Origin of the sequence: Halomonas sp. BMC6, assembly GCF_964204995.1 — a bacterium.
Taxonomy (GTDB): Bacteria; Pseudomonadota; Gammaproteobacteria; order Pseudomonadales; family Halomonadaceae; genus Vreelandella.
The window spans coordinates 2,294,645-2,319,377 of sequence record NZ_CAXNSH010000001.1 but is presented as its reverse complement, the minus strand read 5'-3'; the positions used below and the strand labels follow the sequence as shown (position 1 = coordinate 2,319,377).

24 protein-coding genes are annotated in these 24,733 nt (G+C 59.4%); 11 read left to right on the top strand and 13 right to left on the bottom strand.

The genetic code is table 11. The features are described 5' to 3' along the window. Nucleotides 1–37 precede the first annotated feature (37 nt). The 8 genes from AB6K10_RS11125 to AB6K10_RS11090 form a co-directional block, all read right to left on the bottom strand. Complete coding sequence (locus AB6K10_RS11125; protein ID WP_253018864.1) at nucleotides 38–1,003, bottom strand: septal ring lytic transglycosylase RlpA family protein; 966 nt, start codon at nucleotides 1,001–1,003, stop codon at nucleotides 38–40. Further along, on the bottom strand, nucleotides 996–2,021 hold the full coding sequence (mltB, locus tag AB6K10_RS11120) for a lytic murein transglycosylase B (protein WP_339118739.1): 1,026 nt from the start codon (nucleotides 2,019–2,021) through the stop codon (nucleotides 996–998). The genes AB6K10_RS11125 and mltB overlap by 8 nt, the downstream gene beginning before the upstream one ends. A gap of 44 nt (nucleotides 2,022–2,065) precedes the next feature. Next, nucleotides 2,066–3,226, bottom strand: a complete 1,161-nt coding sequence (gene rodA / locus AB6K10_RS11115; RefSeq protein ID WP_159341907.1) for a rod shape-determining protein RodA — start codon at nucleotides 3,224–3,226, stop codon at nucleotides 2,066–2,068. A 2-nt stretch (nucleotides 3,227–3,228) separates the two neighbouring features. Next, nucleotides 3,229–5,136: a penicillin-binding protein 2 gene (mrdA, locus tag AB6K10_RS11110; protein ID WP_339118738.1), complete on the bottom strand. Its 1,908-nt coding sequence runs from the start codon at nucleotides 5,134–5,136 to the stop codon at nucleotides 3,229–3,231. 84 nt (nucleotides 5,137–5,220) lie between these two features. Beyond that, nucleotides 5,221–5,688 carry a 23S rRNA (pseudouridine(1915)-N(3))-methyltransferase RlmH gene (rlmH, locus tag AB6K10_RS11105; RefSeq protein ID WP_253018868.1) on the bottom strand — a complete coding sequence of 156 codons (468 nt, stop codon included), beginning with the start codon at nucleotides 5,686–5,688 and terminating at the stop codon, nucleotides 5,221–5,223. Then, nucleotides 5,685–6,071, bottom strand: coding sequence for a ribosome silencing factor (gene rsfS, locus AB6K10_RS11100; RefSeq protein WP_159341904.1), 387 nt, complete (start codon nucleotides 6,069–6,071; stop codon nucleotides 5,685–5,687). The genes rlmH and rsfS overlap by 4 nt, the downstream gene beginning before the upstream one ends. A 116-nt stretch (nucleotides 6,072–6,187) precedes the next feature. Further along, on the bottom strand, nucleotides 6,188–6,862 hold the full coding sequence (gene nadD, locus AB6K10_RS11095; RefSeq protein ID WP_285264303.1) for a nicotinate-nucleotide adenylyltransferase: 675 nt from the start codon (nucleotides 6,860–6,862) through the stop codon (nucleotides 6,188–6,190). Next, entirely contained in the window at nucleotides 6,859–8,166 is a 1,308-nt protein-coding gene (locus tag AB6K10_RS11090; protein WP_285264304.1) for a glutamate-5-semialdehyde dehydrogenase, read from the bottom strand. Before AB6K10_RS11090 ends, nadD begins: the two co-directional genes overlap by 4 nt. Before the next feature lie 152 nt (nucleotides 8,167–8,318). Between AB6K10_RS11090 and AB6K10_RS11085 the strand changes: the two genes are divergently transcribed. Genes AB6K10_RS11085 through AB6K10_RS11075 form a run of 3 tightly spaced genes read left to right on the top strand, consistent with a single transcriptional unit; the run spans nucleotide 8,319 to nucleotide 11,516 of the window. Continuing rightward, nucleotides 8,319–9,173 carry a hypothetical protein gene (locus tag AB6K10_RS11085; protein ID WP_339118737.1) on the top strand — a complete coding sequence of 285 codons (855 nt, stop codon included), beginning with the start codon at nucleotides 8,319–8,321 and terminating at the stop codon, nucleotides 9,171–9,173. Nucleotides 9,174–9,199: 26 nt separating this feature from the next. Next, nucleotides 9,200–10,096 carry a diguanylate cyclase gene (locus AB6K10_RS11080; RefSeq protein WP_253018872.1) on the top strand — a complete coding sequence of 299 codons (897 nt, stop codon included), beginning with the start codon at nucleotides 9,200–9,202 and terminating at the stop codon, nucleotides 10,094–10,096. 28 nt (nucleotides 10,097–10,124) lie between these two features. Next, a complete protein-coding gene (locus AB6K10_RS11075) occupies nucleotides 10,125–11,516 on the top strand; it encodes a bifunctional DedA family/phosphatase PAP2 family protein (protein WP_339118736.1) in 1,392 nt (463 codons plus the stop codon). An 11-nt stretch (nucleotides 11,517–11,527) separates the two neighbouring features. Here the strand turns inward: AB6K10_RS11075 and AB6K10_RS11070 are convergent, their stop codons facing one another. From AB6K10_RS11070 to mpl, 3 genes are read right to left on the bottom strand one after another with little or no spacing between them, the layout of a single operon-like run. After that, nucleotides 11,528–12,151, bottom strand: coding sequence for a LysE family translocator (locus AB6K10_RS11070; protein ID WP_339118735.1), 624 nt, complete (start codon nucleotides 12,149–12,151; stop codon nucleotides 11,528–11,530). Then, nucleotides 12,148–12,816 carry a flavin prenyltransferase UbiX gene (locus tag AB6K10_RS11065; protein WP_339118734.1) on the bottom strand — a complete coding sequence of 223 codons (669 nt, stop codon included), beginning with the start codon at nucleotides 12,814–12,816 and terminating at the stop codon, nucleotides 12,148–12,150. The genes AB6K10_RS11070 and AB6K10_RS11065 overlap by 4 nt, the downstream gene beginning before the upstream one ends. After that, complete coding sequence (gene mpl / locus AB6K10_RS11060; RefSeq protein WP_339118733.1) at nucleotides 12,813–14,198, bottom strand: UDP-N-acetylmuramate:L-alanyl-gamma-D-glutamyl-meso-diaminopimelate ligase; 1,386 nt, start codon at nucleotides 14,196–14,198, stop codon at nucleotides 12,813–12,815. Before mpl ends, AB6K10_RS11065 begins: the two co-directional genes overlap by 4 nt. A gap of 240 nt (nucleotides 14,199–14,438) precedes the next feature. Between mpl and AB6K10_RS11055 the strand changes: the two genes are divergently transcribed. Next, nucleotides 14,439–14,831: a glutaredoxin gene (locus tag AB6K10_RS11055; protein ID WP_253018876.1), complete on the top strand. Its 393-nt coding sequence runs from the start codon at nucleotides 14,439–14,441 to the stop codon at nucleotides 14,829–14,831. Between the two features lie 6 nt (nucleotides 14,832–14,837). On the opposite strand, the gene AB6K10_RS11050 is transcribed toward AB6K10_RS11055, so the two are convergent. Next, a complete protein-coding gene (locus AB6K10_RS11050; RefSeq protein WP_285264307.1) occupies nucleotides 14,838–15,350 on the bottom strand; it encodes a hypothetical protein in 513 nt (170 codons plus the stop codon). A 276-nt stretch (nucleotides 15,351–15,626) separates the two neighbouring features. On the opposite strand from AB6K10_RS11050, the gene AB6K10_RS11045 reads away from it, so the two are divergent. The 7 genes from AB6K10_RS11045 (at nucleotide 15,627) to pepQ (ending at nucleotide 23,676) form a co-directional block, all read left to right on the top strand. Beyond that, nucleotides 15,627–17,198 carry an ABC transporter substrate-binding protein gene (locus AB6K10_RS11045; RefSeq protein WP_339118732.1) on the top strand — a complete coding sequence of 524 codons (1,572 nt, stop codon included), beginning with the start codon at nucleotides 15,627–15,629 and terminating at the stop codon, nucleotides 17,196–17,198. 132 nt (nucleotides 17,199–17,330) lie between these two features. Next, the gene (locus AB6K10_RS11040) at nucleotides 17,331–18,380 is read left to right on the top strand and encodes an ABC transporter permease (protein WP_285264308.1); all 1,050 of its coding nucleotides are present in this window, start codon (nucleotides 17,331–17,333) and stop codon (nucleotides 18,378–18,380) included. Beyond that, nucleotides 18,377–19,321: an ABC transporter permease gene (locus AB6K10_RS11035; protein ID WP_253018879.1), complete on the top strand. Its 945-nt coding sequence runs from the start codon at nucleotides 18,377–18,379 to the stop codon at nucleotides 19,319–19,321. Before AB6K10_RS11040 ends, AB6K10_RS11035 begins: the two co-directional genes overlap by 4 nt. Nucleotides 19,322–19,328: 7 nt before the next feature. Further along, complete coding sequence (locus tag AB6K10_RS11030; protein WP_339118731.1) at nucleotides 19,329–20,345, top strand: ABC transporter ATP-binding protein; 1,017 nt, start codon at nucleotides 19,329–19,331, stop codon at nucleotides 20,343–20,345. Continuing rightward, entirely contained in the window at nucleotides 20,342–21,403 is a 1,062-nt protein-coding gene (locus tag AB6K10_RS11025) for an oligopeptide/dipeptide ABC transporter ATP-binding protein (protein ID WP_339118730.1), read from the top strand. The genes AB6K10_RS11030 and AB6K10_RS11025 overlap by 4 nt, the downstream gene beginning before the upstream one ends. A 49-nt stretch (nucleotides 21,404–21,452) precedes the next feature. Further along, nucleotides 21,453–22,364 (top strand): LysR family transcriptional regulator, encoded by a 912-nt coding sequence (locus AB6K10_RS11020; RefSeq protein ID WP_339118729.1) that lies wholly within the window; start codon nucleotides 21,453–21,455, stop codon nucleotides 22,362–22,364. 13 nt (nucleotides 22,365–22,377) lie between these two features. Further along, complete coding sequence (gene pepQ, locus AB6K10_RS11015; protein ID WP_339118728.1) at nucleotides 22,378–23,676, top strand: Xaa-Pro dipeptidase; 1,299 nt, start codon at nucleotides 22,378–22,380, stop codon at nucleotides 23,674–23,676. A gap of 65 nt (nucleotides 23,677–23,741) precedes the next feature. Here pepQ and AB6K10_RS11010 read toward each other — a convergent pair whose 3' ends face one another. Then, nucleotides 23,742–24,350, bottom strand: coding sequence for an OmpW family protein (locus AB6K10_RS11010; protein WP_253018884.1), 609 nt, complete (start codon nucleotides 24,348–24,350; stop codon nucleotides 23,742–23,744). Between the last annotated feature and the right edge of the window lie 383 nt (nucleotides 24,351–24,733).

The following is a 24,733-nucleotide window of genomic DNA, read 5'->3' as shown; positions in this document are numbered from 1 at the left end:
GCGCATAGCACGCCACTTGGGCACATGTTGAGAGCTATTATCTCACGACAAATACTTGAGGAAAGCCTGCACGACGGAGTTCTTCGCGGGCCTGTGTCTCTTGCTGGGGGCTCACTGGCCCCACCTGTACGCGGTGAACATCGGCATCGCTTTTCACGCGAACGCCATGGGGAAGCTCACCCGAGAGCCGCTGTTGAAGCTGTTGTGCCCCTTCGGCACTGCCTAACGCGGCAATCTGTAAATAGATGGCATCGCCACTGCCTGGCTCGGGTGCTGTCGCTGCAGCGGGACGAGCCGATGGCGCAGGCGTCCGCGCGGCAACGGCAGGCGCCGCCGGTGCCGTTTGAGAGGGCGTAGCGCTACCACCACGACCACGCTCCGCCAGCCACTGGGCGGGGTCGATCGCTTCGACGCGGACAGGCCCCGTCCCGTTATCGAGAATACCCAGACGAGCCGCCGCCGCATAGGAGAGATCGATTTCACGGTCGCTATGGAACGGACCACGATCATTGACGCGAACGATCACGGAACGACCGTTGTTCAAACTCGTTACTCTGGCAAAGGTCGGCAGCGGCAGCGAACGGTGCGCTGCCGACATTTTGTACATGTCGTAGATCTCACCGTTGGACGTGGCGTAGCCGTGGAATTTTTCACCGTACCAGGAGGCCGTTCCCTGGCGCGCGTAGCCGCGCGAATCGGGGAGCACGTGATAGGTTTCGCCCCACACTTCGTAGGTCGACCGGTTGCCCGCCCGAGAAGGGGCTTCGATACGCGGTTCGGCATCGGGCACGGTACTCACGTCTGGCGGGGCTACCGGGTAAGCGTCGCCGGTCATGGCGTAGCGCTCACCGCTGGCGGGAGCGGGAGTAGCGGGCGCCGGGCTTGCGCCCCCAGCTTCCCCCGCCACCCGCTGCGGAGAGGAAGAACTGGCGCAGCCGCTGACCAAGGCCGCCACCAGCAGCGAGCCGCTCAAAAGTCGCACATCGATTCGCAGTTTAATCATGCTCAGCCTCGGCTTGCTGCTTGATGGCCTCTGCCAACTCGGCTACCGCCATGGCGTAGAGGTGGCTGTGGTTATAGCGAGTAATGACGTAGAAGTTGGTCTCGCCTAGTCGATAGCGCTCCTGCCCATCGGCATACTCTAGCACCAATGGGATCACCGGCGTGTCGGGCGATAGGGACGCCTCCGTCACGACGCCTTGCTCGGCGGCTTCGGCAGCCGTGGTATCCGGGCGCACCGTTTGGTTAAAGCGGAGTGCGTCGGGGCGCGTCTCAGGCCCTTTGGCCTCATGATAAATCGCCCCTCCCCGTTGCCAACCGTGCTCAGCAAAGTAGTTGGCGACACTGCCAATCGCATCCACGGGGTTATTCCACAAATCGCGTTTGTCGTCACCGTCGAAATCGACGGCATACGCCTGATAGCTGGTAGGAATGAACTGGGGATAGCCCATGGCACCGGCGTAGGAGCCGTAGAGCGAGCTTGGCTCTACCTCTTGCTGGTAGGCAATCGTCAAGAATGCGGCGAGTTCGCCACGAAAGAAATCCCCCCTCGCCGGGTGATGGAAGGCCAGCGTGGCGAGGGAATCCAGCACCTTATGGCGCCCTTTATGGCGACCATAGTAGGTCTCCACGCCGATGATGGCGGTAATGACCTCCGGCGGCACGCCGTAGTCGGCCTCGGCACGCGCCAATGCGTCGGCATGCGTCTGCATGAACGCGGCCCCTTCGACGATACGCTGCTCGGTCAGAAAGATATCGCGATACTCGAACCAGCGCAGCCGACGCTCTGCCGCCCCCGCCATGGCGTCCAGCACCTCTTGGCGATAGCTTGCCTGAGTCAGCGCTTGCTCGAGCCACTCCTTTGGCACTCCCTGCTCGGTCAGTTCCTCGACCAACGGCTGGGTCTGCGGGTGTTGCCGAGGGTCGAAACTGACTGCTTCCTCTGCAAATGCCGCAGGGACCGAACACGCTACTAGCATGGCAATGGCATAGCCACCCGCTTGACTTCGCGCCCTGTTCATTGACTCACCACTCCTGTGAATTCGTACCGCCACGGTTGATGTCGTTAACGTGGCAGTAACCGCCGATGGGCGTGTATGGACATGAGAATACCGAACCCCGCTAACAAGGTCACGCTGGAGGTGCCGCCATAACTGACCAGCGGCAGCGGTACGCCCACCACGGGCAGAATACCGCTCACCATGCCCACATTGACAAAGACATAGATAAAAAACGTCAGAATAATACTACCTGCAAACAGACGCCCAAACGTGTCCTGAGACGATGCCGCAAGCCAAAGCCCGCGCCCCACGATCATCACGTAAAGTGCCAGCAGTACCAGCATGCCGACTAGACCAAACTCTTCGCCCAGCACGGCAATGATGAAATCGGTATGACGCTCCGGCAAAAACTCGAGCTGGGATTGGGTGCCTTCCAACCACCCCTTCCCCCACAACCCGCCACTGCCGATGGCCGTGGTGGACTGAATGATGTTCCACCCGGAACCGAGCGGGTCGCTATCGGGGTCCAAAAACGTGAGCACCCGCTGCCGCTGATAGTTGTGCATGTTCATCCACAGTACCGGCAGGCCCGCCGCGCCCAATGCAGCCACTAACCCAATCAATTTCCAGGACAGCCCGGCAAGCAGCACCACGATCAACGCCGCACTGGCCACCAACAGCGACGTGCCAAGGTCAGGCTGAATCGCCGTGAGCACGACCGGCACGCCGATGATCACCGCACACACGACGATATCGCGAAGCCGAGGAGGCAACTGGCAGCGGTTCAAGTAGGCCGCCACCATCAGCGGCACGCCCAACTTCATCATTTCAGAGGGCTGAAAACGGATGACGCCTGGAATTTCCAGCCAGCGCTTGGCCCCCATGCCAACATCACCGGCAATTTCCACGGCCAATAGCATGGCGAGCCCCACGCCGTACGCCAGCGGTGCCCAGCGTAAAAACGTCGACGGCGAGAACTGCGCAATGATGACCATACCCGCAAGGGCGACACCAAAGCGCATGGCCTGAGCGATGACGGTATCGAGTCGCTGCCCCGAAGCGCTGTAGAGCACCAGAAGGCCGCCCCCCATGAGCACCAGCAGCATGCCGAGCAACCATGGGTCGAGATGGATGCGTTCCCAGATACTTTTACGCCGAGCGATACCGCTATCGGGCGGACGCGTCGGGTAACGCCTCAGGGAACGGGTAATCAGTTGCCAAGGCATCGCTAGTTACCCTCCACGTTGGCAGTATCTTCTTCGAGCACCTCTTTGACGTCATCGACCTCGGGGGCATCCTCTTCGAGTAGCCACGCATCGGTCATCGCCCGCGCCAAATGCGCGGCATGGGTACTCCCGCCCCCTGCGTTCTCGACGATGACCGACACCGCAATCTGCGGATCGTCGATGGGAGCGAAGGCCATGAACAGGGCGTGATCGCGCAGTCGCTCTTCCAGCTCTTCGGCGTTATAGCGCTTGTCCTGCCCCAGGGAAAACACCTGGGCCGTCCCCGACTTGCCCCCCATACGGTACTCCAGACCCACGCCGGTTCGGCGTGCGGTGCCTTCGCTACCGCTGAGCACTTTCTCCATACCGCTATACACCCGATCCCACCAGTTATCGTTGGCAAGCTCGATATCGGGCAGCGTATCGGGAAGCTCCTCGGGCATGGGCTCATCGCCAATGCGCAGGGCCAGGCGCGGTTTCACCCAGTGCCCGCGGTTGGCCAGCGCCGCAGTGGCGCTGGCCAGTTGAAGCGGTGTGACCTGCCAATACCCCTGACCGATACCCACCGACAGCGTTTCGCCGGGGTACCACGGCTGGTTGAAGCGTGCTCTTTTCCAGTCCCGCGAGGGCATCAGTCCCGTGCTCTCCCCTTGCACGTCGTGAGCCACGCGCTGACCAAAACCAAAGTTGGTCATCTGCTCGTGAAGTTTATCGATGCCCAGGTCGTGCGCCAGCGTGTAGTAGTAGGTGTTGTTGGAGACCGCAATGGAGCGCTCCATATCCACCCGTCCGTGCCCCCAGCGTAGCCAGTTGCGGTAACGGCGCGAGTCGTTGGGCAGTTGATAGTAACCAGGGTCGTTGATGGTGCTGTCGGGGGTGATCACGCCCTCCACTAACCCCGCCAATGCCAAGAACGGCTTGATGGTCGACCCCGGCGGGTAGTGGCCGCGAATGGCCCGGTTGAACAGCGGCAGGTCGATGTCTTCCTGCAGCGCTCGATAAGAGGCCACATCGATGCCGGTAACGAACTGGTTGCTGTCGAACCCGGGGGTCGACACCATGGCCAAAATCTCACCGGTATCGGGCACGATGGCCACGATGGAACCACGCCGACCGTCCAACAGCTCGTAGGCGAGCATTTGTAAGGAGCGATCGAGGGTCAGGGTCAGGTTGGCGCCAGGCACTGGATCGGTACGACCAAGCTCGCGCAGCACGCGCCCACGCGCGTTGGTTTCGACCTTGCGCAGCCCCGCTTCGCCGTGTAGCTCGGTCTCGTAGAAACGCTCGACGCCGGTTTTACCAATGAAGTGGGTGCCGGCATAGCGGCCTGGATCAAGCTCTTGCAGCTCGTCAGCATTGATACGCCCAACGTATCCCAACGCATGGGCCATGACTTCTGAATCGGGGTAATAGCGCAGCAGCTGCGCTTCTACTTCGACACCGGGAAGACGGTGGCGATTGACGGCCAGCCGAGCGATCTGCTCTTCGCTCAGGTCGCTCATCAGTAGCGCAGGCTGGAAGGGTCGCTGGCGCTGGCGGGAACGCACCTGGAATGCCTCGATCTCTTCGTCGGGCAGTTCGAGAAGATCCACCAGCAGAGCGAGAGTGTCGTCTAGGTCGTCTACCCGCTCACGCACTAGGGTCAGATTGTAGGTGGGGCGATTTTCCGCCAGCAGCACGCCGTTACGGTCATAAATGAGCCCGCGATTGGGTGGCAAAGGCTCGACTCGCACGCGGTTCTTTTCAGAGCGGGTGCTGTAGAGGTCGTGCTGCACGATTTGCAGATAGCCTAGCCGACTGACCAACAGGCTGGTGAGCACTACCACCACCAACACGGCAAGCAGCGCCCGGACACGGAAAATACGCAGCTCTTGCTCGGGATTTTTTAGCGTGTCACGGCGCTGGGGCATGGCAACAGATGACTCTCACAAACAATAAAAGCGGCGGCCCCAGTGGGGAGTAAACGCAACCTAGGTTCCAGCGGCGCGTAGCGCCTATCGGTGATAGGGGTGTCCCACCAAGAGGGTCCAGGCACGATAAAGCTGCTCTGCCAGCATGATTCGAACGAGCGGATGAGGCAACGTCAGGGGCGAGAGGGACCACGCTTTGTCCGCCATGGCAGACAGCGAAGGTTCCAAACCGTCGGGTCCACCGACGAGCAGAACGACATCTCGCCCTTCCATGCGCCAAGCATCTGCTTCTTGAGCGAGCTGCTCGGTGGTCCAAGGCTTCCCTTTGACTTCCAGTGCAACGACGATTTCATCCCCCCGCAGCTTTTCGCGGATACGCTGCGCCTCTTGCGCACGCGCTTTGGCGATATCGGCATTTTTGCCGCGCTGACCCAGTGGGATCTCTTCGATCTCTAAGGTGAAATCCCGAGGAAGCCGCTTGCGGTAGGTCTCAACGCCCTGCTCTACCCACGCTGGCATTTTGGTACCCACCGCTAACAGCCGAATCCTCATGACATCGTGGCTCGCTCTTCGAACTGTTTGAGCGATTCGCCGATGGCGCCAGCATCGCTGGGCAAGTCGGCCCAAAGACGCTCGAGATCATACAGCGCACGGGCTTCAGGCAGCATGATATGTACGACGATGTCGTCCAAATCGACCAAGACCCAATCGGCATTGTCACCGCCTTCTACGCCGCGAGGATGAAGACCGGACGCTTTGGCTTTTTCGACCACGTTCTGCGCCAGGGCAGCCACGTGACGGGTAGAAGTGCCGCTGGCGATGAGCATCAGGTCGGTCACTTCGGTGAGTTTCGCAACGTCGAGTTGCGTGATATCGCGTGCTTTCAGCTCTTCTAGCGCGTCAATCGCTAGATTTTTCAGTGTATCGATGTGCATGACTCCTAAAGGCAACCCCTTGTGGTGATAGAGAGTATCGTGACTAACGTTGGACTTTTACGTGGCATCAGCCTGCAAGCGGGCCATTGTAACGGCTTCTTTCACGACTGCCAGCGCTATTCATCGGATTGATAAAGACGCTCGTGAAAAATCGCCTGCTCCACCGCCTCAGGCACCAGATAACGCACGCTTTTTCCCTCTTTCAACCGTTGGCGTATGTAAGTGGCCGAAATCGCCATCAGCGACGGCAGTTCTAACCGTAAAACGCCGCCACGCGTGCGCGCCATCAATTCGCTGACACTACTGACTTCACGATCGCCGACCAGTTCCGTCAGCGCCGACGGCCACGGCGATTGATAGCCTGGACGCGCAATGACCACCAAATGCGCCAATGAAAATACCTGCTCTGGGCGATCCCAGTGCGCCAGGCGTAAAAAGGCGTCGTAGCCAATCACCATGACCAGCGGCACCGCATCGCCATACTGTTGGCGAAGCTCGGCCAGGGTATCGACACTGTAGGAGGGGCCATCTCGGTGAAGCTCACGATCATCCGCCACGATCCCTGGGGCGTCGCCGATGCCCGCTTGCAAGAGCGCCAAACGTTGGGCTGGCGACACTTGAGGGGTATCGCGCAGGGGCGGTTGCGGCGCAGGCACCATGTGCAGCGTATCCAGGCCTAGCGCCTCTCGCACTTCCAGCGCGCTGCGCAAGTGGCCATGATGAACCGGGTCGAACGTTCCTCCCATCATGCCCACCCGCAGAGGCTGCGGGTGGTGTGGCGTCTCACTCATTGCCTAACCTGACCATCGCCGAACACGATGTATTTCTGTGTCGTCAGTCCTTCCAGCCCTACCGGCCCCCGAGCATGAAGCTTGTCGGTAGAAATACCGATTTCGGCCCCCAGACCGTATTCGAAGCCATCGGCAAAGCGAGTAGAGGCATTCACGATCACCGAGCTCGAATCCACTTCTGCCATGAAGCGTCTTGCCAGGGAGTAGTCCTGCGTCACGATAGCGTCGGTATGGTGCGAGCCGTAGCGCTCGATATGTTCGATGGCTTCCTCGATGCCGTCCACCACCTTGATCGCCAAGATGGGGGCCAGGTACTCTGCCTGCCAATCCGCGTCGGTGGCTTCGAGCGCCTGGGGCAGCAGCGCACGGGTGCGCTCACAGCCACGCAGTTCGACCTCGTGTTCGGCATACGCGCGGGCGAGTTCAGGTAGTAGGATATCCGCCACCGGCGCGTCCACCAACAGCGTCTCCATGGTGTTGCACGTGCCGTAGCGATGGGTTTTGGCATTGACCGCAATCGCCAGTGCCTTGGCGGGGTCGGCCGTCGTATCGATGTAGACATGGCACACGCCGTCCAAATGCTTGATGACCGGCACCTTGGCATCGCGGGAAATACGTTCGATCAGCGACTTGCCGCCACGGGGAATGATCACGTCGATATAGGCCGGCATGCTGATCATCTCGCCGACGGCCGCACGGTCCGTGGTCGCCACGACTTGCACGCTGCCTGCGGGTAGCCCTGCATCGGCCAACCCTGCTTGCAGGCAGCGGCTCAGCGCTGCGTTGGAAGCGCTTGCCTCGGAGCCGCCACGCAGCACACAGGCATTGCCCGATTTCAGGCAGAGGCTGGCCGCTTCGATGGTCACGTTAGGACGCGACTCGTAAATGATACCGATCACCCCCAACGGCACCCGCATTTTCCCCACCTGAATACCGCTGGGCCGATAGCTCATCCCATCTATCTCGCCGACCGGGTCTGGTAAGGCCGCCACTTGACGCAGACCCTCGATCATCGCGTCGATGCGCTGGTCATTGAGCGCCAAACGATCCAGCAGCGCGTTATCCAGTCCATTCTCCCGTCCACGCTGCATGTCTTGAGCATTGGCCTGTAAAATATCGCTGCGCGCCGCATCGACACGTTTGGCCATGGCGGCCAGTGCTTGATTCTTGACGTGCGTATCAGCGCGACGCAGGGCGCTGGCGGCGGCTCGGGCGCTTTGTCCTAGCTGTTGCATGTACGCGGGTACATCCCCGGCTGCCAGATGGTGTTGGGCGTCTTGTTGGAATGTATCTGAACCGCGCATGCGATCTCCCTATGTCGTGAGCGTTGCCAATGAAGTGAGGCGTGTCGTATTGCCAATGAACATTATACTGAGTGATTCCAAGGACGAGGCCAAGCAATGCGTTATGCTACGGGCCACTGGGCCATTCGCCATCAGGTAGATAGTAAGCCACCATGCAAAGCAAATACAAAATCAGCCTATTGAGGGCCAACTTGCTCGCCGCAGCCGTCGCCTTATCTCTCTGGACGCCCAGCGACGCGCCGGCGGCCGCCGTTATGATGTGGCTCTCTGTCGGCTGGCTATTGATGACTGCCCTCATTCTCGACTTTAGCCATCGCCGCTCCCGGGGCCTGCCCTGGCAAATGCTGGCCGGTACACTGCTGTTAGGCCTGATAGCGACCGCCCCCGAACGTCATGCGCTACTCATTTGGGCGTGGGGGGCCGTCTTCATGCTGCCGCAGCATCGGTGGGCTGCCGTGTTCAACGGCTGCGCGGCGTTTGCCAGCTGCCTTGTGCTGGCGCCGCTCATATCACTCCCCGCCTGGCTGCTGATGACACTCTCCCTGACCGTTTTGATGGTGTTAGCCATGTCGCGTACCCACCAACTGCTGGCGATCAACGGCGCCATTCGCCAACGGCTGCGCCTGATCCCGGGTTTGAATCTTTGGGCAGGCGAGCAGCTACTGCGCGATTTGATGCGCGAACAGACACGCTCTGAACGGGAAGCCATCTACGCCGAGGTGTTGCTCTTTCGGGTAAGACGGCATCAGCTCTGGCAGGTAGCGCAAAAGCTGTGCGAACTCACCTACGACTTCGAGAACGTCTACCGCCTCAACGGCACGACCCTAGCTACGCTGATGCTTTCCAAAACGCCCAGTGAAGCCGCTAGCCGCCGCACGCTGCTGCTGGCAGCGCTACCGGATAGCGTGCTCACGCAGCACAAGCCGCTCATGGACATCGAGCTGGCATCGTTGACCCTCGAAGAACTCAGCCGCTTTCCGACCTCCCCGTTACGCGAGGCTGCATGAACACGCTCATCTCGTCTAAGCGCCTAATGACGTCAACCTATGGTGCGAGCATCGTCATGATGGCGGCCTATACGCTATGGCTCTATGCCATGGGCAGCTATCGTGAATTGCTGGTGCCGCTATTCGTGTCGATATTGCTGTTGGTGTGTCTATTGATGCATTTGGCCCAGGGCACACAGCCCGCGCTCCCCCGCACGCTGTTACTGATCAGCACGTATGTCGTGGTATTGAGCGCCGTGCATGCCCACCCTGACACGGCCTCTCTTTGGCTGGGCCTGCCCCTTGCGGCAACGTTCTTACTGCTTCCTTTATGGAGTGCGCTAGCGGTCAACACGGTGTGCTTGGTAGCGTGGGGATGGCTGGCGCCTTTCGACGCGGCGCCGCTCTCGTTGGGCGTGGTGGTATTGGTGCTACTGCTTGCGCTGCCTCCTTGGGAACACGCCCGACGCCGAGCGCTACTGCGTGCTACGGACCCTAACGACAGCGACTGCAATGCTTACCACATCGATACGCTGAAAGAGCGCCTGAACAATGAGTTCCAACGCGCCGCCATGCTGAATAAGCGCTTGGCCGTTTTGGTGCTGCACCTTCCCCAGTTGGACATGGCAGAAGAGCAGTTTGGCCAGCGTGCCCAAACGGCGCTATTGGGGGCGCTGTGCCAAGAGGTCAATAGCCGCTGCCGCGACCACGACCTGCTAGGACGCGCGGGGAACGCCACCTTCTGGCTGGTGCTGCCCGACACCAGTGAGAGTGGCGCCCTGCTCGTGCGCGAGCGACTGCAGCGAGCCTTGTCCCGCTGCGTATTGGTCGAGACCGGTCAGTTGGAAGCGCGCATTGCTACCTGCCTGCCGCTGCGCAAAGAGAGTTTCGAGCGTTACGTACAGCGCCTGGAAGCGCGTGCCGACGCGATGGCTAACGGTTGACTTTCTACCCACGGATGCGTCTTTGCCGATGACCGAGTCGTTACTCTCCCTATCGCCCTCTCCAGAGATTTTAGTACTTCTGGTGCTAGGCATCGCGTTTATCGAGTCTCTCGCGCTGGTGGGGCTGCTGGTTCCCGGCGTTGTGCTGATGACAGCAGCCGCCTCCATGGCAGGGCATCAGATGATTGCCCTGCCATGGCTGCTCGGCGCGGCGTTCGTGGGCGCCGTGCTGGGCGATGGCGTGAGCTACTGGCTGGGCGCACGCCACCGCGATCACGTGGTATCACGCTGGCCTCTATCGCAACATCCCGAGTGGCTGGGTCGGGGCGCGCGCTTTTTCGAGCGCTACGGGGTCTACTCCGTGTTCATTGGCCGTTTCGTCGGTCCGGTACGACCGATCATTCCGCTCGTTGCGGGCATGATGCACATGCCCGCACGCACGTTCTTGCTGGCCAACGTCGCCTCGGCGCTACTCTGGGCGCCCGCCTACCTGCTGCCGGGCTATTTGCTGGGCCACACTTGGCAGCGGCGTCTCGACCTGCCTGCCAACGTGGAGATGGCCTTGCTCGTGATGGCAGCCAGCGTCGTGGGGTTGGCCGTCGTCTTCTCCTGGGGGCGCGCCCAGGTAGGACGGCACGGACGCGTGTATTATGCCGTAGCGCGTTTGGCTCGACGCGTGCCCGTCATGCGCCGCCCCTGGCTGGCCATGAGCCGTAGCGGCGAGGTGCCCTTGGCATCGCTGTTTTTATCGCTCCTCGCACTGACGCTGACCTGTGCCTGGACACTGCTGGTGGTACAGCATCCCGAACCGCTGATGATCGATCTTCAAGCGCAGCGGCTTTTTTCATGGCTAAGCGCCGACTGGCTAACCGAAACGAGCCTGCTTCTTGCTCAAATAGGCGATAAAGCGGGCATCGCCGCTCTGTCACTTCCCTGGGTCGTTTGGCTGACGTGGATCAAGCGGTGGGACGTGCTCGCGCACGGCGCGGTGGCCATGGGAGGCATCGGTGCGCTCAACACGCTGGGTAAGGCCGTTTTCGCCAGGCCCAGGCCCGAGACGCCGGAGTACCTCACGGGGTCGTTCTCCTACCCCAGCGCTCATACCTCGACGTGGGTCGTCATCGTTGGACTGCTCGCTGCCTTCGTGGCCTCGCGACTGCCTCGACAGCGACGTATGTGGGTGTATTGGTTGGCCATGGCCACGGCGCTACCCATGGCGCTCTCACGCTTGGCCATAGGGGTTCACTGGCTGAGTGACCTCATCGGCGGCGCGTTGCTGGGGTTGGTGGTCTGCGCGATGATTCAAATTAACTGGCAGCGCCGATACCGGGCACCGCTACCGCCACTCCCCTGGGCTGCGCTGCTGCTAGGGTCGCTGTTATGCGTGGGTACCCGCGTCGTGTTTTTCTCGCCCGTGTGATGGCGTGCCGCTTAGCCCAGCGCGAGCCACAGGCCGACACCTATCATCAACGTTCCGGCAATACGGTTTAGTAGCCTGACGTTCCCGCTTTTGCCCAGCAGCTTACGCAGCGTCTTACCGCCGGTCGCGTACACCAGCATACTGGCAAATTCGATGGTAAGAATGACTGCGATCAACATACTGAGCTGCGGCGCTAGCGGCTTGCTGCCGTCTAAAAACGGAGGCAGCAGCACCATGAAAAATGCCCACCCTTTCGGATTGGCGACCGCCGTGACCAACCCTTGCATCGCCAATTGAAGCCGACCGGCGGCCGGGCCGGCATCCAGCTCACTGGGAATGGCCATCCGCCCGCGGGAGCGCCACATCATGATACCCAAGTAAGCCAAATAGGCACCGCCCACCCATTTGAAGGCGACGAACAGCTCTGGCTGGCGCAACATCAGCGCGGCCACGCCCGCCCCTGCGGCGGCAGCCACGAACCCGACGCCAATCAGCTCTCCGATCATCATCCACAGCGTGCGTTTGACGCCTTGCGTCATCCCCAACACCATGGCCAGGGTCATACACATCCCTGGCGTTAACGAGACGAAAAGAAACGTAGGTACGAAGACCGAGAGCGTCGCCCATGACATCATGGCTCACCGTCCTTGTTTTGTGCATCGCGAGAGGTCCCGGTGGCGTGGGATTCTTCGCCCCAGCGCGGCATCAGGGTATGCGCAATCCCCAGCTGGTTGAGAATGCGGGCTACGATGAAGTCGATCAAATCTTCCAGGCGCTGCGGGCGGTGATAAAACCCCGGCGCGGCGGGGAGGATCACCACGCCCAGGCGGCTCAGCGCCAGCATGTGCTCTAAATGGATCGGTGAGAACGGACTTTCTCGGGGCACCATCACCAGCGTGCGGCGCTCTTTGATGGCGACGTCCGCCGCGCGCTCGATCAAATTATTGCTCGCGCCGGTGGCCACTGCCGAAAGCGTGCCCGTCGAGCAGGGGCAAACGACCATCGCCGACGGAGCCCCCGACCCAGACGCCACTGGCGCCATCCAGTCCTCACGGCCAAAGCAGCGAATCTGCCCAGGCTGCGCACCGCTTCTTTCGGTCAGCGCCTCGACCAAACGCTGCGGCTGCGCCGGAAGGGAGACGTCGGTTTCCGTCGCAATCACCATATGCGCCGCCTTGGAAATCATCACCCACACTTCGTGCCCGGCGTCCACCAGCACGTCGATCAATCTCAAGCCATACTGCGCGCCAGAGGCACCGGTGAGGGCTACGGTTACCGGTGGTTTAAACGTCGTCGTCACTTCGCCTGCTCCCGCTTGGTTAATGCGTCCAGTAATCGCTCATGCACGCCGTCGAAGCCACCGTTCGACATCACCACGATACGGTCGAGGGGTGACGCCTGTGTGACCACAGCATCGACCAGAGCATCGATGTCATCAAACAGCGCGGCCCGCTCCCCTTGGGCCTTTACGAGCGACTCCATCGACCAGGCCACGCCGCTGGGCTGAAACCAGAACACGGCATCCGCCTCGGCGACGCTCTCGCTCAAACGCTCCCGCAGAGCGCCCAAGCGCATGGTGTTGGAGCGGGGCTCGATCACTGCCAGCAAACGTCCTTTGGTGGTAGCGGCGCGCAGGCCTTGCAGCGTGGCGGCAATGGCCGTGGGATGATGGGCAAAATCATCGATGACCTGGATGCCGTTGACCTCTCCTCGAACCTCCTGGCGACGCCGTGGCGTTTGAAAGCGCGCCAGCGCCGCACAGGCACGCGCCAAATTCACCCCGCAAAGGCGTGCCGCGGCCAGGGCGGCCAGGGCGTTGCGGGCATTATGTTCGCCCGTAAGCGACCACTCCACGACGCTATCCTCTTCGCCCTGCTCACCTAAATGCAACACCTGAAAACGGCTGGCATCGGGACGCTCCAGTCGCAGCTGCCACTGGCTGCCGTGGTCGGTGCCAAAACGGATTACGGGAGACCAGGCCCCCATCGATAGCACCCGTTCCAAGGCGGGCTGCTGATCGGCCACCAGCAGATGCCCTTGGCTGGGCACGATACGTACCAGATGGTGAAACTGACGTTCGATGGCAGCGAGGTCAGGAAAGATATCGGCATGATCGAATTCAAGGTTGTTCATCACCGCAACGTTTGGCCGGTAGTGAACGAATTTTGAGCGCTTATCGAAGAAGGCCGTATCGTACTCATCGGCTTCTACTATGAAAGGCGCATCGGGAGCCCCCAACCGAGCGGACACGCCGAAGTTGCGCGGTACGCCGCCAATCAGGAAACCGGGCGATAGTCCGGCGCTTTCCAGCAGCCACGCCAAAAGGCTTGCGGTGGTGGTCTTGCCATGGGTACCGGCCACCGCAATCACGTGGCGCCCTGGCAGCACGTAATCCGCTAGCCACTGCGCCCCCGAGGTATAGCGCTGGCCACGATTAAGAAGTGCCTCTACCTCTGGATTTCCACGTGAGAGCGCATTGCCGACGATCACCACGTCGAAGGCCTCCGAGAGATTTTCCTGGCGATAGCCCTCCATCAACGTGATGCCCGCCTCGGCAAGCTGGGTGCTCATTGGCGGGTACACATTGGCATCGGAGCCGCTCACCTCATGACCCAACTCCCGTGCGAGAAGTGCAAGGCTCCCCATAAAGGTGCCACAGATACCAATTATGTGTAGACGCATGGGCCGAGCGCTCCCTTCCTAACCATTTCAAACGATTGAACTTACTAGACACATCAATCAACGAGCGCTGAGATTAGCACGCCAAGCGGTGTTGCTCACCTCGTTCGCGGGAAGAGAGGGCGTGCAGGGTAGAGAAAGTGACAATGGAGGCGATTTATTGCAGGATGCGCCCACCCTTTCTTCACCATTTCCATTACCAGACCCTGCGCGGTGATCCGCAACCCAGGAGAGGAGTCCATCATGCGTCTATTGATTCGTTACTTTTTTAGAGGTGTTCGCGTTCTGCTGGCCCCGGTCATGCTGATCTCCGAGAAGCTCTCGACGCCCGCCTCCGTTACACGCACGCCTGAAGAGCAGGCCGAGGTGGATGCCGCCTGCCAGAAACTCGCGCTCTACCAGTTTCGGACATGCCCCTTCTGCATCAAAGTGCGCAAAGAGATGGCACGATTGGGGCTCAATATCGAACGTCGAGATGCCCAGCTAGACCCCGACCACAAACAGGCCCTATTGGAGGGCGGCGGTAAGGTCAAAGTCCCCTGCCTGAAAATTGAGCATGATGACGGCCAAGCGACATGGCTCTATGAATCGGATGAGATCAACCGCTGGCTGCAGCAGCGCTTTGGCGCTCACTAACGGCCTTTAAAACTCCACCCTTTGCGCGACCAGCTCGAAGTGGACGTGAATATCGATGCCCTCCGACGTGTTGGGGGGCGTATTCGCGTCGCGTTGCAGTGCCAGCACGCCTTGAATCTCTCCTTTTAGATGTAGCTCGCGTCCCTGCTGCTCACCGTGGTTCAACGTCACGTCGACACTGCCCCCTTCCGAGGTATAGAGAGGTGGCATGGCCGTATGACCGATGAGCTGCATGACCTTGGCCGCGACGAGCTCGTCACCCTCCAACACGAAGCTCAGTACCAGCGCCTCTTGGGCATCCCACTCCAACGGGTCGATGAAGCCGGTAACCTCGACTTGGCGCTGATCGCCGACTTCCATAAACGTCGCATTGGAGTCGTCCCCCTGTCGTAATACGAACCAAGCATGCTCCTCACCGTCCAACGTTCCGACTATGTTCGCCGTTTCGTCAGCGCCTGCCAGCAACGAGCCGCAGGTTAATGCACTGGCGAGCAGCCAGCCAACTCCTTGTTTGAACATCGTCTACTACGCCTTATGTGATCGGTTCGAGGCTAGCCTAACCCACCGCTGACACGCATCGACTTTTGTCTAATCCTATTGCTTCCAACGTGCGCCGTTAGCCCCATCATTTAGCAGATGAATGATGCCAGTCATTATTTCGATTGTATGACGCTATCACCTCTCTCTATGTTGTCAGCATAGCTTACGAGCTGACCGTGTCTGTTTTGCTGGTCCGTGACGCGCCTGCGACTCGCCCAGCAAAGCGAACAATAAACAACATGCATGGGAACAAAGATGACGCTCAAGAAGACACTACTGGCCTCCGTGATTGGTGCGACCGTAGCAGCAACTGCCATGTTGCCGATGACGGCTAGCGCTGAAACCCTGCGCATCGGTTACTCTGCCGACCCTGAAACCCTGGACCTGCATGAGCAGCTCTCGGGCGGCGTGCTGCGCTTTTCGCATCTTGCTTTCGATCCGCTGGTACGCTGGACCAAAGACTTCCAGTTCGAGCCGCGCCTGGCAACCGAGTGGGAGCAGGTAGACGACACCACCATGCGCATGACCCTGCGCGAAGGCGTTACTTTCCATTCCGGTAACCCTTTCACAGCAAAAGACGTCGTATGGACCATTGAGCGTCTGAAAGAGAGCCCGGACTACCGCGCCATTTTTGACCCGGTGGCTAGCGCAGAAGCCATCGACGACTACACCGTCGAAATCACCACGTCTGAGCCCTATCCGCTGCTGCTGAACCTCGCCACCTACATTTTCCCGATGGATAGCGAGTTCTACACAGGCGAAACCGAAGAGGGTAACGACAAAGCCGAGATCGTCAAAGCCGGTAACTCGTTTGCTTCACGTAACGTATCAGGCACCGGCCCGTTCATCGTGACCGACCGCCGCCAGGGTGTCCGCGTCGACTTCAAACGTTTTGAAGACTATTGGGACACCGAAAGCGAAGGCAACGTTTCTGAAATCATCCTAACGCCGATTGCCGAAAACGCCTCACGCGTGGCGGCCCTGCTGTCTGGCGGCGTGGACTTCATCGATGCCGTTCCGCCCAACGACTTGGATCGTGTGCGTGACGCTGACGGTGTGGAATTGGTCGAAGTGCCCGGCACCCGTATCATCGGCTTCCAGCTCAACGAAGAGCGCGTTGAAGCCTTCCAAGATGCTCGCGTTCGTCAAGCCGTTGACCTGGCCATCAATCAGGAAGGCATCGCCGACCGCTTAATGCGCGGCTTCGCCACACCGGCTGGCCAGTTCTCTCCGGAAGGTTACTCTGGCCACAATCCGGATCTCGTTCCTCGCTACGACCTGGAGCGCGCCCAAGCACTCATGGCCGAAGCGGGCTACGAAGAGGGCTTCACCGTCGACATGATCGCGCCGAACAACCGCTACGTGAACGATGCGCAAATCGCCCAGGCGGTGGCCAACATGCTGGCACGCATCAACATCACGGTGAATCTGCGCACTATGCCGCTGGCCCAGTACTGGCCTGAGTACGACACCCGTCAGTCCGACATCGCCATGATCGGCTGGCACGCGGATACCGAAGATACCGCCAACTTCTTCCAGTACCTCTCGTTCTGTATCGATGAGGAGAGCGGTGCTGGCCAGTACAACTACGGCAGCTACTGCAACGAAAAGATCGACGCGCTGGTGACGGAAGCCGATGGCGAAACCGATCTCGAGAAACGTAACGAGATGCTGCGTGAAGCCGAAGCCATGCTGTATGAAGACGTCGGCTTCGTCATGCTGCACTGGCAAAACCTTGCCTACGCCGCAGCGGAAGGCGTTGACGTTGAACCAGTCGTTAGCGCACTGGACTTCCCCTACCTGGGTGACTTGGTGATCGAGCGCTAAGCCCCACGCAGAACCGATAACCCGCAAGGATGCTTCGCTCTCCAGTCATGCTGGAGGGCGAAGCGTTTTCTTTGGGCCGCCACGGCCCTGATGCGGCGCTTCTCTGATTAACCTACATAGGTGGCGTACGCCATGATTGCTTTTTTAATCAAGCGGCTGATGCACGCAATATTGGTGATGTTTGTCATCAGTGTACTGGCCTTCGCCATCCAGGATAACCTGGGTGACCCTGTACAGCAGATGGTCGGACAGTCGGTCCCCGAAAGTGAACGCGAAGCCATTCGTGAACGGCTGGGGCTCAACGACCCCTTCCTGGTTCAATACGTGCGCTTTGCCAAAAATGCCGTTCAAGGGGATTTTGGCGACTCCTATTTCTACCGCGAACCGGCGCTGGAAGTGATTGCTCGGCACCTGCCCGCTACCCTTGAGCTGGTTTTTGCCGCCACGCTGATAATCGTGCTGCTGTCGGTGCCCATTGGCGTTTATAGCGCGATCAAACCGCGCTCGCCCATCTCCCGATTTTTCATGGGCGCATCGATCATCGGCATTTCGATCCCGGTCTTCTTGACCGCCATCGTGTTGATTCAAATTTTTTCGATTGGCATCACCGTCTCGCTGTTCCCCGAAAGCACGGCTTGGGGCGCTTGGCTCAACGGCCTGCTCTCGACCGAGGGCAATATGCCGTCTTTTGGCCGTGGCTATGATTTGGTGCACGTCGTGGGCCACTGGGATACCAACCTAGTGACCTGGGACGGCTTGAAGCACTTGGTGCTGCCCGCCGTGTCGCTGGCGTCGATCATGCTGCCGCTGTTCATACGTTTGATTCGCGCAGAAATGATGGAAGTGCTGCAGTCCGAGTACGTGAAGTATGCCCGCGCCAAAGGGATCTCCATGCGTCGGGTCTATTTCGTGCACGCGCTGAAAAACACCATGCTGCCGGTGATTACCGTGGGCGGCGTGCAAATCGGTACTATGGTGGCCTACACCATTTTGACCGAAACCGTATTCCAATGGCCGGGCATGGGGCTGATGTTCCTTGACGCCATCAACCGTGCCGACATTCCGCTGATTGTTACCTACCTGATGATTGTCGGCGTCATTTTCGTGGTTACGAATACCATCGTGGATCTGATCTACGGCTTCGTGAACCCCACTGTAAAACTGACAGGTAAGCCCGCATGACCACGTCTACCACGTCCACTGCCCCAAGCCGCTGGGAGCGCATGCGCGACTCCTTCTTGTGGTACAGCTTCAAACGCGACCGCACGGCGCAACTCTGTTTGGCGGTCTTCATCTGCCTCGTCATTGCGGCTTTTTCAGCACCGCTTTTAGCGCCGACCGACCCTTATGACCTGGCGCAAATCGACATTCTCGCCTCCGAGCTGCCGCCCTTTTGGATCGATGGCGCCGACGAGATGTATACGCTGGGCACCGACGCACAGGGGCGCGACCTTTTGTCGATCATTCTCTACGGCACGCGGGTATCGCTGCTGATCGGTTTTGGCGCAGTGGCACTACAAGCCCTCTTGGGGGTGACCTTCGGCCTGATGGCCGGCTACCTGGGTGGCCGTGTCGATGCATTCCTGATGCGCCTGGCCGACATTCAGCTCTCGTTCTCGACGCTGATGGTAGCCATCGTCGTGGGTGCCGTGGTGAAAGCCACACTGGGCAGCGCGTTCTACAGCCAGTACGCCGTTCTGATGCTGATATTGATCATCGGCCTTGCTGAATGGCCCCAGTATGCTCGTACCGTGCGCGCCTCGGTACTGGCCGAGAAAAACAAAGAGTACGTGGATGCCGCCCGCGTCATGGGCCTGCGGAGTAAACGCATCATGTTCCGCCATGTGCTGCCGAACACGCTGTCACCGATCTTCGTTATCTCCACGGTGCAAATTGCCAACGCCATCATCTCCGAAGCGGCGCTGTCGTTTTTGGGGCTGGGTATGCCGGAAACGCACCCCTCGCTGGGTTCGCTGATCAAAGCAGGCTTTGACTATATTCAATCAGGCTCTTGGTGGATCACGCTGATCCCCGGTGCGGTGCTGGTAGTGCTGGTGCTGTCAATCAATCTTCTGGGCGACTGGCTGCGCGATGTCATGAACCCACGACTCTACAAAGGCTGAGGACACCATGGCACTTCTTGAAGTTTCTCAACTCGATGTCCGCTTTGCCCTGCGCCAGGGCGAAGTGCGCGCCCTGCGCGACGTGAATTTCACCCTAGAGCGCGGCGAGCGCTTGGGTATTGTAGGCGAGTCTGGCGCGGGTAAATCCGTCGCCGCTTTCTCACTGCTGAATTTGATCGCCAAGCCCGGCTTTATTGCCGGGGGTAGCATTACTTTCGAAGGGAAAGAGCTCAACAGCATGTCGGAGCGAGGCCTGCGCAAAGTGCGCGGCAACCGCATTTCGATGATCTTTCAAGATCCGATGATGACGCTGAACCCAGTGCTCTCCATCGGCGAACAGATGGTGGAGTGCTTAAAGGCACACCGTCGCATCTCTACCAAAGAAGCCCGTGCCATCGCCCTGGATAAGCTGCGCCAGGTGCAGATCCCTTCTCCGGAAAAGCGCTTAGACCAGTACCCCCACGAGCTTTCCGGCGGGATGCGCCAGCGTATTATTATCGCCATCGCCCTGCTGCTCGACCCGGACATCATCATTGCCGACGAGCCTACCACGGCGCTAGACGTGACGATCCAGGCCGAAATCATGGCGCTGCTGCTGGAGCTGTGTGAGCAGCACAACGTGGGCTTGATTTTGATTACCCACGACCTGGGCGTGGTGAGCCAAGTGACTCAGCGCATGCTGGTCATGTACGCAGGCCGTGTCATCGAGCAAGGCCCCACGCGGGAAATCATCAACGACCCGCAGCACCCTTACACGCAAGGTTTGATCAACGCACTGCCGCAGATGGCAACGCCAGGGGAAAAGCTCAATCAGATTCGTGGCAGCATGCCGTCGCTCTCTAACCTGCCCAGCGGCTGTGCGTTTCACCCCCGCTGCGACTTTATTAACCGTGCCGACGGTCAGCCTCGGCCTGCATGCACCCAGCAAGTCCCCGATTTCGTTGATTCTGGAAACTGTCGCGTGGCCTGTCACATGGTGGCGGAAATGCTGGAAGATCGCCGCTTGAAGGAGGAAAGCCTATGAACGCCCAGGCGGAAACGTTAGCGACCATGCCGACCCAAAATGAAGAGAGCAGCGAGTCACTGCTACAAATTCGCGGTCTCAAAAAGCGCTTCTCACTCTCCGGTGATTTTCTGGAACAGCTACGTTTTAAAGGCGGCAAGCTGGTTCGCCATCAGGAGTATGTCCACGCCATTAACGGCGTGAACCTGGACATCAAACGCGGCGAAGCGCTCTGCGTGGTGGGTGAATCTGGCTGCGGCAAATCCACCGTGGCGCGCACGGTCATGGGGCTAATTTCACCTTCAGAAGGTGAGATTCGTTACGACGGCCAGCGCATCGACAATCTTAGCTCAAAGCAGCTCTTGCCCTACCGCAAGCGCATGCAGATGATCTTCCAGAATCCTTACGCGTCGCTAAACCCGCGTATGACAATTCAGCAAACCCTGGAAGAGCCGCTGCGCTTGCACCACCCCGACTGGAACCGCCAGCAAATCCTCGACAAAGTCGAAGACGTGATGCGCTCAGTGGGCATCGACCCGGACTGGGGCAAGCGTTTTGGACACGAGTTCTCCGGCGGACAGCGCCAGCGTATTGCGATTGCTCGCGCACTCGCCGTCGACCCCGAATTTATCGTGGCCGACGAGCCCATTTCAGCGCTGGACGTATCGATCCAGGCGCAGGTGCTCAATCTTTTGATGGATGCTCAGCGAGATCGTCACCTGACCTATCTGTTCATTACCCACGATTTGGCGGTGGTCGAGCATTTCGGGACGCGGGTGGCGGTGATGTATTTGGGTACGGTATGTGAGGTGGCGACGACGGCAACGCTGTTTGCCAAGCCCCGCCACCCCTATACTCAGGCGCTGCTGTCAGCGATCCCCCGCCTGGAAGATGACCGCCCGCAGCATATTCGTCTTTCAGGGGAAGTGCCGACGCCGGTCAACCTACCTAGCGGCTGCGTTTTTCATGGCCGCTGCCCCCATGCCAACGCCCGCTGCAAACAGGAAGTTCCAGCCCTGAAAACCCAGGATGACGGCACCCGCGTGGCGTGTCACGCTGTTGAGGAAGGCCGCCTATGAGCGCGGCCCTTTCAACCGCTATACGCTTGGCCGCTTTGCGAGGTAAGGCATGGAAATTCGCTGGCTAGAAGACTTCATCGCCCTGGCCAGAACGCGACACTTTTCCCGCGCCGCCGACGAACAGCACGTCACACAGCCCACCTTCTCCCGGCGCATTAAGCTGCTGGAAGAGGAGATGGGCGTTACGCTGATCAATCGGCAAACGCTACCGCTATCGCTAACGCCTGCGGGAGAAGAGTTTTTGACGCTATGCGAACAGGTTACCGACCGGGTTCGCTTAACACGCGACCGCGTTCGTGAAATCAGCGCCGGGCAGCAGCGGCGCATCATGGTGGCCGCACCGCAAAGTCTGCTGGCGCACTTTCTGCCGGAATGGCTCGCCAGAACCGGCTGGCAGGCGCGTATTCAACCGTATTTGCGCGCCACGGGCTGGGTGGCCAGCGACTACTTTCAAGCGCTTGCCCGGGCAGAGTGCGACTTGGCGATTTGTTACTGGCCCGTTGGGCGCTGCGATTTGGACATCGATACCAGCGCCTGTACGTATCGGGTGATCGGCCATGAGCGGCTGATCCCCGTAACCGGGTTGACGCGGGATGGCACTGCCTGCGCTTTGCTACCCGGCTCACGCCAGCAGCCAGTGCCGTGGTTGGCGTATCCCAAGCGAGGGCTGTTAGGCTCGGCGGTCAAAGCGCACCTGGCGAGACTCCCCCAAAGTACGTACCTAACGGCGCAAAGTGAGAACCTCTATGCAGCGGGCATCAAAGAACTGGTGCTGCTGGGCTACGGCATGAGCTGGCTACCCGAGCGCAACGTCGCGGCAGAGCTCGCCAGCGGCGCTCTGGTGAGAGCGGGTGACAGCCGCTGGGACGTCCCCATGGAACTGCGGCTTTATCGTCACCAAAGCCAACACCACGCCGAACTCGATAGCCTGTGGAGCGAACTCACCCCGCCCCGACCTTGAAAGGATGCCTTTTATGTCAGCAACCCTACACCAACAGCAGCGCGAGCATATCGCGTCGCTACAGCGCGCTTACCAGCAGTGCATGGCGGCTCATCAGCTGGATAGCGTGGCGATTTATAGCGGCCACGCACGCAACCACTTTGCCGACGATCACGCCACCAGCTTTCAGTCTTACGGCCACTTCATCCACTGGGTCGGTCTAGCAGACGTTCAGCATAGCTGGCTGGTGATTCAACCGGATCAACGCCCTCAGCTCTATCTTTACGCGCCCGCCGACTTTTGGCACTTGCCGACACAGCTACCTGAAGAGCCGTGGGTCGCTGAATTCGATGTGCATCTATGTAGCGATAAAATCACCCCACCGCTCTCGGGCCGAGCGGCTATCCTTGGCGATGTGACGGAGCTTGAGAGCGCCGCGCTGCTTTCCAATGTGGCTACGCTGCACCCGGAAGCGCTTGTGCGGGAGCTTGATGAGCTACGCATGGTGAAATCCACCTATGAAATTGCCTGCCTGCGTGAGGCGAACCGGCTGGCGGTAGCAGGTCATCAGGCGGCCAACGCGGCTTTTATTGGTGCAGCTGCCGAGCTGGATGTGCAACTCGCCTATTTGGGGGCCAGCCGACAGCGAGAATCGGACGTGCCCTACCAAAACATTATCGGGCTGAATGAGCATGCCGGGGTCTTACACTATCAGCGCTATGACCTGTCAGCCCCCAAGCAGCGTTACAGCCTGCTGGTAGATGCGGGCAGACGTTTTCGAGGTTACTGCGCCGATATTACCCGCACCCATGCAGGCCCAGATGCTCCTAGCGAATTTGGCGATTTAATTACCGCCATGCACAGCCTCAGAGATGAGCTGATTGCACACATCGCCCCTGACGTCGATTTCGTTGCACTGCATGAAAAAATGCACCAAGGCTTGGCTGATATCTTGGTCGCACACGGGCTGTATACCGGCAGCGCAGAAAGCGCCGTGGAAGCAGGTATTACGCGTGCTTTCTGCCCCCACGGGCTAGGGCACTCGTTGGGTATTCAGGTACACGATGTGGCCGGGTTGATGCAGCCAGACGGCACGCCATCACCAGCACCTCAAGCTCACCCTGCCCTGCGCCTCACCCGGACACTGCAACCCGGCATGGTCGTCACCATCGAGCCAGGACTCTATTTCATCCCCATGCTGCTCGCGCCGCTGCGTAAGCAGCCCCACCCCATCGACTGGACGCTGGTCGACCATCTTGCCGTTTGCGGCGGCATTCGCATCGAGGACAATATTTTGGTGAAGGATAGCGGCTCAGATAACTTAACACTGTAACGATTGGCCAACAAAAAACGCCCGGCTCACGTCAGTGAGCCGGGCGTGTACCTAACAAGCCTTGATTAGAAGCGGTAAGTGATACCGCCGCCGATGGTCACAGGCTCGATATCGACTTCACCAATGGTGGCGCCAGCCGCGTTGATATCAGCGCTCACGTCAGCGTAGCTAACGTAGCCGTTCAGCATGACGTTATCCGTCACTGCCAGATCCACACCCGCTTGGCCAATCGCGCCATAGCTCTCATCGATGCTCAAGCTAGCTGGCTCGCTAGAGAAGCTGGTGTAGTTCAAGCCGAGGCCTACGTAAGGCTGAACTTTGGAATCCAACCCACCCATCGGGTAGTAGTTCACCAGCAGGTTCACCGGCAGACGATCTACGCTACCTGCGCTACCGCCGGGCGTGGTGTTCAGATCATGCTCGAATTTTTCCGAGCTGTTGAGCTCAACGCCAAATTTGTCACTAAACAGGTAGCCCGCACCGTAAGTGAAACCACGTGCGCTTTGTACGTTGAGGTCTGCGCCACCAACGTTGCCATTACCTGAGCCCGTGTCCGTTTGGGCAACACCGCCGCGAACAAAGACATCGCCCGCTTCATAAGCCATAGCGGCTTGGCTCGCCATGAAAGCGCTGGCTGAAACGATAGCGGCGGTGATCAATTTCATTTTGCTCATCAGGGTCATCCTCTTGCATCTTGCTTGGGGTTGGTGCTGGTCGACACTAGCTAACCTATACAATATATAGTATACGAACACTGTTTCCAAATTTCCTGTGAAATTTTATTATAGGTTTTCTGACTCTGATAGCTTTTATTAACCAACGGCCCCGACAAGCAGGCATAAAAAAAGTCCCCCGAAGGGGACCCAGGTGGAGCACGCCAGCTCACTCGGTGGGTTGCCAGGCATCGCCTTAGCAACGTCGCAAAGAAGGGAGAGCATCGAGTGTCGTCACGCAAGTGACCTAAATGACTCTGTTCATTTGCTGCTTACCGTTTGTATAGCGAGCCGCATGCCAATAAATATATTTCTATTTAAATACATAGCGTTATAAAAAATAA

What these genes read in the sequence shown, in the direction of transcription:
- AB6K10_RS11125 (WP_253018864.1), bottom strand. Translation starts at nt 1,003, where the DNA reads ATGATTAAACTGCGAATCGATGTGCGACTTTTGAGCGGCTCGCTGCTG.
- mltB (WP_339118739.1), bottom strand. Translation starts at nt 2,021, where the DNA reads ATGAACAGGGCGCGAAGTCAAGCGGGTGGCTATGCCATTGCCATGCTA.
- rodA (WP_159341907.1), bottom strand. Translation starts at nt 3,226, where the DNA reads ATGCCTTGGCAACTGATTACCCGTTCCCTGAGGCGTTACCCGACGCGT.
- mrdA (WP_339118738.1), bottom strand. Translation starts at nt 5,136, where the DNA reads ATGCCCCAGCGCCGTGACACGCTAAAAAATCCCGAGCAAGAGCTGCGT.
- rlmH (WP_253018868.1), bottom strand. Translation starts at nt 5,688, where the DNA reads ATGAGGATTCGGCTGTTAGCGGTGGGTACCAAAATGCCAGCGTGGGTA.
- rsfS (WP_159341904.1), bottom strand. Translation starts at nt 6,071, where the DNA reads ATGCACATCGATACACTGAAAAATCTAGCGATTGACGCGCTAGAAGAG.
- nadD (WP_285264303.1), bottom strand. Translation starts at nt 6,862, where the DNA reads ATGAGTGAGACGCCACACCACCCGCAGCCTCTGCGGGTGGGCATGATG.
- AB6K10_RS11090 (WP_285264304.1), bottom strand. Translation starts at nt 8,166, where the DNA reads ATGCGCGGTTCAGATACATTCCAACAAGACGCCCAACACCATCTGGCA.
- AB6K10_RS11085 (WP_339118737.1), top strand. Translation starts at nt 8,319, where the DNA reads ATGCAAAGCAAATACAAAATCAGCCTATTGAGGGCCAACTTGCTCGCC.
- AB6K10_RS11080 (WP_253018872.1), top strand. Translation starts at nt 9,200, where the DNA reads ATGACGTCAACCTATGGTGCGAGCATCGTCATGATGGCGGCCTATACG.
- AB6K10_RS11075 (WP_339118736.1), top strand. Translation starts at nt 10,125, where the DNA reads ATGACCGAGTCGTTACTCTCCCTATCGCCCTCTCCAGAGATTTTAGTA.
- AB6K10_RS11070 (WP_339118735.1), bottom strand. Translation starts at nt 12,151, where the DNA reads ATGATGTCATGGGCGACGCTCTCGGTCTTCGTACCTACGTTTCTTTTC.
- mpl (WP_339118733.1), bottom strand. Translation starts at nt 14,198, where the DNA reads ATGCGTCTACACATAATTGGTATCTGTGGCACCTTTATGGGGAGCCTT.
- AB6K10_RS11055 (WP_253018876.1), top strand. Translation starts at nt 14,439, where the DNA reads ATGCGTCTATTGATTCGTTACTTTTTTAGAGGTGTTCGCGTTCTGCTG.
- AB6K10_RS11050 (WP_285264307.1), bottom strand. Translation starts at nt 15,350, where the DNA reads ATGTTCAAACAAGGAGTTGGCTGGCTGCTCGCCAGTGCATTAACCTGC.
- AB6K10_RS11045 (WP_339118732.1), top strand. Translation starts at nt 15,627, where the DNA reads ATGACGCTCAAGAAGACACTACTGGCCTCCGTGATTGGTGCGACCGTA.
- AB6K10_RS11040 (WP_285264308.1), top strand. Translation starts at nt 17,331, where the DNA reads ATGATTGCTTTTTTAATCAAGCGGCTGATGCACGCAATATTGGTGATG.
- AB6K10_RS11035 (WP_253018879.1), top strand. Translation starts at nt 18,377, where the DNA reads ATGACCACGTCTACCACGTCCACTGCCCCAAGCCGCTGGGAGCGCATG.
- AB6K10_RS11030 (WP_339118731.1), top strand. Translation starts at nt 19,329, where the DNA reads ATGGCACTTCTTGAAGTTTCTCAACTCGATGTCCGCTTTGCCCTGCGC.
- AB6K10_RS11025 (WP_339118730.1), top strand. Translation starts at nt 20,342, where the DNA reads ATGAACGCCCAGGCGGAAACGTTAGCGACCATGCCGACCCAAAATGAA.
- AB6K10_RS11020 (WP_339118729.1), top strand. Translation starts at nt 21,453, where the DNA reads ATGGAAATTCGCTGGCTAGAAGACTTCATCGCCCTGGCCAGAACGCGA.
- pepQ (WP_339118728.1), top strand. Translation starts at nt 22,378, where the DNA reads ATGTCAGCAACCCTACACCAACAGCAGCGCGAGCATATCGCGTCGCTA.
- AB6K10_RS11010 (WP_253018884.1), bottom strand. Translation starts at nt 24,350, where the DNA reads ATGAGCAAAATGAAATTGATCACCGCCGCTATCGTTTCAGCCAGCGCT.